Genomic DNA, 7,344 nt, shown 5'->3' on the forward strand with positions numbered 1-7,344 from the left:
AGCATGGCCCAGGCCCACAGGCTGTCGATAGCCAGAAAGCCGTTGTAGTTCTCGTCGTTGGTCATCTGGATAAAGCCGGTGATGAGCAGGATGACCAGGCTGGCGTTCACCCAGGGCAGCAGGCGCTTTTGCAAGGCGAACCACTGGTTGGCCGACAGCGCTCCCTGGCGCAGCGCCGGCCAGGCAATGACCGCCATCAGGACGATGCCGCCCAGCCAGACGACGGTGGACAGCAGGTGAACCCAGTACGACGCGACGAGAACCCAGAATGACATCGCTTCTCCTTAATGAGGAAGAATCCACAGATTTCGCAGATTTTAAGAAGCTCACGCAAAGAACGCCAAGGACGTCAAGAACGCAAAAAGGATTTCTTTGCGTTCTTGGCGCTCTTTGCGAGCTTTGCGTGATACTCTTAAAAATCTGCGTAATCTGCGAAATCTCCGGATCGTTTTTTCTTACCGCTTTTCCATCTCAGCCAGCGCGTGGTAGGCCAGGCGGGGCGTGCCGTCGGGCAGGACGATGGCCCACCACCACTGCTCGTTCTCCGGCGTCCACTCCCAATCGGCGATGTAGATGGTCGTCATCAGCCCGATCCATGGCCGCCAGTGCTCGGCGGCATACTGGTAGGCCCGCACCAGGTAGTCGGCCTGGGTTTGCTCGTCCACGGCGTGCCAGGCGTAGGTCGGGTCAACTGTGTCGAGCGTCCAGCCCATCTCCATGATGGCGACCTGCTTGTGGCCGTCGCCGTTGGCGACCATGAGGGCGCGCATGTCCTCGACGTGGCGAAAGGCGAACCACCGGCCGCCGCCGTACTCCGCCGCCTCGGCCGCCGCCGGGTCTAGCTCCGGGGGGGCTTTGTAGCCGGGGGCGTTGACGCCCAGCACGTCGAAGTAGGCCGCCGCGCCGGCGTCGTACATACCTTGCAGGAACTTTACGTCGGGCATGGCCTCGGCGCTATCCGTTCCGGTGGGGGCCAGCCCGGCGGAGACGACGATGGCCGCCGGGTCAGCGGCCTTGATGGCCGTGTAGCAGACCTTAAGCAGTTCCGTGTATTCGGCCGGGTTGGGCGACCGCAGGCCCCATTCACGGTCCAGGTTCGGCTCATTCCAGACCTGATAGGCTCCGATGCGCCCCTTATAACGAGTCGCCACCGCGCCGCAGAAGTCGCCGAAGTCGGCGTAATCGGCCGGCGGCTGGTTGTCCTGCCACTGGTTGTCGGCCGGCTCCGACCAGAATGGCTGCCGGTCGAGCCGGACGATCAGCTTCAGCCCGGCCTTCTCGACCTCATCGACAATGTAGTCGGTGCGATACCAGTCGAGCTGCCCTTTCTCGATGCCCTCGATCTCGCGCCACGGGAACTTCTGCTTGACCCAGGTGAAGCCCATCTCCTTGACCAGGGCGATGTCGCGCAGGGCCGTGTCGGGCTTCCACCACAGGAAGGCGTGGATGCCGTAGTCGGGCGAGGCGAAGGACTCGACGACCGGCCGGTCGCCCAGCAAATCGGGCGGCGTCGCGGTCGGCGTTGGCGTCGGAGTCGGCGCGGCCGTCGTGCCGCAGCCGGCTAACAGCATAACCCCGAGAACGAGAAGGAGCAGGCGGGACATGAGGGGAGGGATAAGGTGTCAGGAAGGAAGAAGGGGCTAGTGATCGGAGACTGGTGGGGAGCAAAGATCGCTCTTCCCCAGCCCCTATCCCCTAGCCCCTATTCCCTGTCTTACGGCGTCTTTTCCATCTCCGCCACCGCGCCGAAGGCGGGGCGGGGAATGCCCTGCGTGTCGATGATGCTATAGGGCACGGGGTCGTCCGTCGGGCCGCTGCCCTTGTTGCCGAAGTCGAAGTTGAACAGGAAGGCCAGCCACACGTCGCCGGAGTCGTGCATCTGCCGGAAGGCCTGGACGATGTAGTCGGCCTGCTCTTGCAGGGTGTTGTCGCGGGCGAACTCGAAGCCGGTGGGGATCTCGGCGTAGCCCTCGCTGCTGGCCCAGCCGAACTCCGTCACGCACAGTTTCTTGGCCGGATCGACCGCCTGCACCATTTGGGCATAGGTGTCGATCGTCGTCTTGAAGCTCCAGGAGTGGTGCGGGTTGTCGAACGGGCCGCGGAAGCTGGCGGCGGCGGCTTCAGTCGTCGAGCCGGCGGCGTCGAAGGTCACGTCGGGCGCGATGTTGTAGCCGTTGTGGTGCACGCCCACGCAGTCGGCGTAGGTGAGCAGCCCGGCGGCCAGGGCGCGTTGCAGATACTCGAAGTCATCGGCCCACTTGATCCAGTCGCCCGTGCCCGTGGGCGAGAGCGCGCCGCTGATGACGATGATATTGGGGTCTTTGGCCTTGATCGTCTCGTACGCCACCTGCAAGAAGCGGACGTAGTCCTCCGGGCTAATGCCGTTGGCGCTCGTCCACTCGCGGTCGAGGTTCTGCTCATTCCAGACCTCGATGGCGTCGATCTTGCCGGGGTGGCGGTCGATCAACTCGCTCAGGAAGCGGGCGTACTCGGCGTAGTCATCGGGCGGGCCGTTCTCGCCGCCGGCGGCGCGGGTCCAGGCCGGCGCGCCAACGACGCTGACCATCAGGCGCAGGTTCGCCTGGTGGGCCGTGTCGATGATGGCGTCGTAGAAGAACCACTGGTCGGTGGCCTGGTCAGGCTCCACCAGCCACCACTGAATCTGGGCCTTCACCCAGTCCATCCCCAACTGCTCGCGCACGGCCTGCATTGTGGCGACAGGATCGCCGACGGTGGCATTGCCGTGAATCTGGATGCCGTAGCCGAACTGGTCGATGGGCCAGGGGCCGCTGGCCGTCTCCGGCGCGGCCGTCGGCTGGACGGCCTCGCCCTCGGCCGGGGCGGCCAGTGTCGGCGTGGGCAGGACTTCGCCCTGGACGTCGGGCGGTGGCAGCGTAGCCACAGCGGCCGACTCCTGGGTAGGGGCGATCTGCTGTCCTTCGAGACCGGCTGTCGGTTCCGCAGCAGGGGGTGTCTCCGCCCCGCCGCCGCAGGCCGCCAGCGCCAGCGTCAACAACAACGCGGCGATAAGCCAGACAGACAACTTACGGTAGTGCTGCATAAACGGATCTCCTCTCTTCCTCAAACTCGGAAAAAAGGGCGGGTCAAGCGACCCGCCCCATGAACGAACTAAAGCCAGGCGAGGGGACTACTTGCCCATGACCTGCCGCAGCGTCTCGCACGCCGGGCAACTGCCGTTGGGCCGGATCATGGCGTAGCCCGCCTGCGGGTCGTCGCCGAACGTCTTGAAATCGACGTTGAAGACGATGATCATGCGCACGCGCCCGCTCTGGACGCCGACGCGCACGGCTTCGGCCAGGTACTGCGCGTGTTCGGCGACCGTCAGATTATACGGCGCTTTCCACAGGAAGCCGGCCGGCAGCGAACCCCACTCCTCGCCGCTCAGGTAGCCCAGCTCGGTGAAGCACAGTTGGGACGCTCCGGCGGCGGTGTAGGCGTTGATCATGCCCTGGAAGTAGCGGGTGTAGTGGCCGCCGGCGCCGCGCGGGTCGCCGCTGGTGGCCGACGGGGGCATCAGCCCCTCATTGTAGTGGACGCCCACGCAGTCGGAGGCGCTGCCCGCGCCGGCGGCCATCATGCCCGCCACGTAGGGCGCGTCGTCGCAACCGCCGCCGCCGCAGCCGCCGAAGTAGCCGGTCGGGGCGGGCGCGCCGGTGATGACCATGACGTTGCCGTTGGCGGCCTTGATCTTCTGGTAGGCCGGGCGCAGCATGTTGTTGACGTAGGACGCCGGGTCGATCTGGCCGGCCGGCCACTCGCGCTCGATGTTCATCTCGTTCCAGACCTCGATGGCGTCCGGCCCCAGCGCGGCCACGCCGCCCAGGAAGTTAGTGTACGCCTCGAAGTCGATACTGCCCGGGTAGAGTTGGCCGGGGATACTGAGCAGGATCTTCATGCCCGCGGCGTGGGCCTCATTGATCATCCCGGCCACGGCCTCCGGCGGGTCGCCGGGGCTCCACTTGTGCTGCTTCTTGACCCAGGTCATGCCGGCGTACTGCATCGTGCCCGCGGGCATACCCGCCGCCTGGCCGCCCAGCGCGAAGCCGCTGACGTTGCCAACAGGGGCGACGGACGGGGGCGCGACGGGCGGCGCAGCCGCCGCGCCGCTGGCCGGGGTCGAGCCGGCCGAAGCGGTGATGGGCGGCGCGGCCACGACCTTCAGGCTGGCCGTGTCAAAGCCGGTGTTGATGGTGGTCAAATCCTTCAGAATCCAGCCCTCTTCGCCGTTGGGCAGGGTGATATTGAGCCAGTTGCCCTGCTCGTTGCGGCCGATGAGCTTCAGGACCGTGCCCGCGCTCGCGCCGCCGGCGATAGTGCCATAGGCGACGCCGGGGCCGGTGCGGACGTTGGCCGGCAGGTTGACGACGGCCGTCGCTTCACCGGGCGCGCCGACGGCGGCTGAGCCAGGTGTGGCCGTGGGCTGCGCCACTGCGCCGCCGCCGGCCCCCGCTGTGGGCGTGGCTTCGGGCGTGGCTTCCTCCGGCGTCGCGGTCGGGGCCTCGGCCACTTCCGCGCCGCCAACGACGACTTCGACCTCGCCCAGTTCGGCGGTCATGTCGCCCAGAACCAGACCGGCCAGCACGCGGTACGTGCCGGGGGTCTCGGTCGCCGTCCAGGTGTAGGTCAGTTCGCTGCCCGTCCCGCTGGCGACGACGCTGTCGCTGTCGTCGCGGACAGTCCAGGCGATGGCCGCGCCGCCCGGCTCGGGGGCGTCGCCCTGGCCCAGGAAGCTGCCCAGCGTCGCCGCGTAGGCCGCGCCGCTGCCCAGACCCAGACCGCGCACGGTCACGCCGCGCAGGTTGTAGTCGCGGGCCAGCTGGAGGCGATCGACGAGCGACGCCTCGGTGATGAGCCAGACGGTCTGCGGCTGGCCGGCTTCCTGTTCGAAGGTGTACTTGTAAGCCAGCGCCGCGCCATCCCACTCCAGGGGCGTGGCCGAGCCACTCAGGGCGACTTCAACCGGCGCGCCGGGATCGATGGTCTCGCCGGAGACGAGTTCTAGTTGGCCCAGGTTCGCCAACGCTTGCTCGGCGGGCAACTCGCTAAACACCTCGCCGACCTTATTGACCGCGCCGGCAGCCAGCAACAGGTTGATCTTGCGCCGGTCGATCTGGCCGGTGGCCCAGGACAAGAGCTGGTCGGCCAGGCCGCCATCCGTATAGACAGTGGGGTCAAGCGGCATCTGGACGTAGACCACGTCGGCCAGTTTGCCCAACGCCGCCCAATCCTGGCCGCCGGTATCCCAGGCGCCGTCCACCTGAGCGGGGGCGTCCAGCGTGATCGCCAGTTGCAGCTTCTGCGCATGCAGCGCATCGGCCAACTTGGTGACGAATTTGGTGAAGGCGGCTGACTGAGCCGCGGGCGCGCCCTGGTAGTCCAGGTGGACGCCAGCGTAGCCCTCGGCATTGGCCTGGCCGACGAGGCTGCTGATCTGGGCGTCCTGGACGGCGGTGTTGTCGAGCAGGGCGGTCAGCGCGGCCTGGTCAACGACCGCGCCGCGGTTGGTGACGCGCATGAAGAGCGTCTCGACGCCCTCGGGCGGAGTGGCTACCGCGCCGGCCAACGCGCCGTTCTGGCCGAGCACCAGCGCGCCGACGGACGCTTCGTTGAGTAGCGACTCGGCCTCGGCCGGGACGCTCGCCTCAGGCGCGAGTTCGGCGGCGACGGTCGGCTGCTCCAGCGCGGGGGTACGGACGAGCACCAGGGCAAGAGGCAGCGGCCCCTCAGCGGCGACGGCCTGGCCGCCAGTGATCTGACCGGGTACGTGACTCCAGCTTTCGCCGTCCCAGCCCCACAGGTCAATCAACCGGGTTTCGGTCAGATCGGCCGGCAGCGGCAGGGTGACCTGGCCGGTGGGAGCCTGGCCCGCGTAGTCGAGCACGTAGGCGTCGCCGACGGCCGTCTCGGCCGGCAGCGCAGCGGCGGCGTCGGCCAGCGACCCTTCGGCCGTTGTCGCCAGGTCGGCCGCGGGAACCCGTTGCAGGGTAACGACCGCGTTGCCCACCGTAGAGAGGGCAACCCCCTCAGGTAAGTCGCCCGTTTCAGCCGCGCCCTCGGCGGTCGCTTCCGGCCCGACCCCTTCCGTTACGCCGACCGTTTCGCCATCATTGCCGCCCAGCCCCAGGCGCGTGCCCAGAGAGATGGGCGGAAGAAAAAGCCCGATGAGAATCAGGGCAACGACCACGATGAAGCCAATGATGATCGGCCACGATCGGCGCTTGCCCGGATCGGTTTCGTTGTTTTCCATGAAGTTAAGCCCCTTCCCGGATGTCGTGAGTTTTGATTTATGACTCGGGGTGTATGAGTGCGTGAAAAGAGCGGCACTATAATAGCCGCCAGTTCATTGCCGTTAAACTATCGCACATTCTAGCACAGGCGTCGGGCGCGGCAACCGGCGCGGCGCTCTGTAGGGTGATCGTAGCCATTGTGTTGAGGAAACATTAACGAACGTTGCCCTCTGATCATCGTTTGTAGTCAGGCAATTCATCGTCGTTCTTCCCTCAATACCATCTAACGATACCGTACGAACAGCGCGGAACGGCGATGAATCGCCTGACTACAAGCTAGGACGAAAAAACTTTGATGGAGGTTCCCCGGTTGAAGACCTGACAGGTGGGCGGCCACAGGTTTCGTTCTTAGTCAAAGTGCTTGTGGCCGCCCACCTGTCAGGTCTGAGAGCGTTCCAGGCAAGCTTGACAGAGGTGGGCCGGTTGCTATACTTTTTGCTGGAGCCTCTGGCGGGGTATCCAGGCGGGGGGCGCACCAGTTACTTCTTGCCAATCAACCCACCAGGGATAATAAAATACCAATTTAGGAGACCAGGTAAGATGAGCGTAGCCGATCTTTTTAACAACATGCCGGGCCGTTTCCAGGCGGACAAAGCGGCCGGCACCACCATGGGCATCCTGTTCGACCTGAGCGGCGACGAGGGCGGCCAGTGGTACGTCAACATCGCCGATGGCAAGCTGGACGTGTCGCAGGGCGCGCCGGCGGCCGTGCCCAGCGCCACGGTCAAGATGGCCTCCGAGGATTTCCAGGCCCTTTCCTCCGGCAGCCTCAACCCGATGATGGCCTTCATGACCGGCAAGATCAAGGTCGAGGGTGATCTGAACTCGGTGATGAAGTTCCAATCGCTGGTGGGCTTCTAATCTACGACTGTTCGTGCGGCGCGCTTTCTGAAGTGCGCCGCACGTTGCTTTATTCAGGAATAGGTGGGACGCACTTCAGAAAGTGCATCCCACCGTTTTGATCTAGGCCGGTTCCACCCGTCGCTCACGGTTAGCGCTCAGGGCGATCTCAGTGTACTCGCGCCGCTCGGCCTGA

4 protein-coding genes and 1 pseudogene are annotated in these 7,344 nt (G+C 65.8%); 1 reads left to right on the forward strand and 4 read right to left on the reverse strand.

The genetic code is table 11. The features are described 5' to 3' along the window. The 4 genes and pseudogenes from ACE3UY_RS05840 to ACE3UY_RS05855 all read right to left on the reverse strand — a co-directional run. Nucleotides 1–275: pseudogene (locus ACE3UY_RS05840) on the reverse strand (hypothetical protein); the annotation flags it as partial. A gap of 180 nt (nucleotides 276–455) precedes the next feature. Then, the gene (locus ACE3UY_RS05845; protein WP_374686611.1) at nucleotides 456–1,604 is read right to left on the reverse strand and encodes a cellulase family glycosylhydrolase; all 1,149 of its coding nucleotides are present in this window, start codon (nucleotides 1,602–1,604) and stop codon (nucleotides 456–458) included. 110 nt (nucleotides 1,605–1,714) lie between these two features. Further along, the gene (locus ACE3UY_RS05850) at nucleotides 1,715–3,061 is read right to left on the reverse strand and encodes a hypothetical protein (RefSeq protein WP_374686612.1); all 1,347 of its coding nucleotides are present in this window, start codon (nucleotides 3,059–3,061) and stop codon (nucleotides 1,715–1,717) included. 87 nt (nucleotides 3,062–3,148) lie between these two features. After that, nucleotides 3,149–6,268 carry an SH3 domain-containing protein gene (locus ACE3UY_RS05855; RefSeq protein ID WP_374686613.1) on the reverse strand — a complete coding sequence of 1,040 codons (3,120 nt, stop codon included), beginning with the start codon at nucleotides 6,266–6,268 and terminating at the stop codon, nucleotides 3,149–3,151. Between the two features lie 580 nt (nucleotides 6,269–6,848). On the opposite strand from ACE3UY_RS05855, the gene ACE3UY_RS05860 reads away from it, so the two are divergent. Beyond that, the gene (locus ACE3UY_RS05860) at nucleotides 6,849–7,169 is read left to right on the forward strand and encodes an SCP2 sterol-binding domain-containing protein (protein ID WP_374686614.1); all 321 of its coding nucleotides are present in this window, start codon (nucleotides 6,849–6,851) and stop codon (nucleotides 7,167–7,169) included. Nucleotides 7,170–7,344: the final 175 nt, after the last annotated feature.

This window comes from Promineifilum sp. (SeqCode), assembly GCF_041918635.1.
Taxonomy (GTDB): Bacteria; Chloroflexota; Anaerolineae; order Promineifilales; family Promineifilaceae; genus Promineifilum.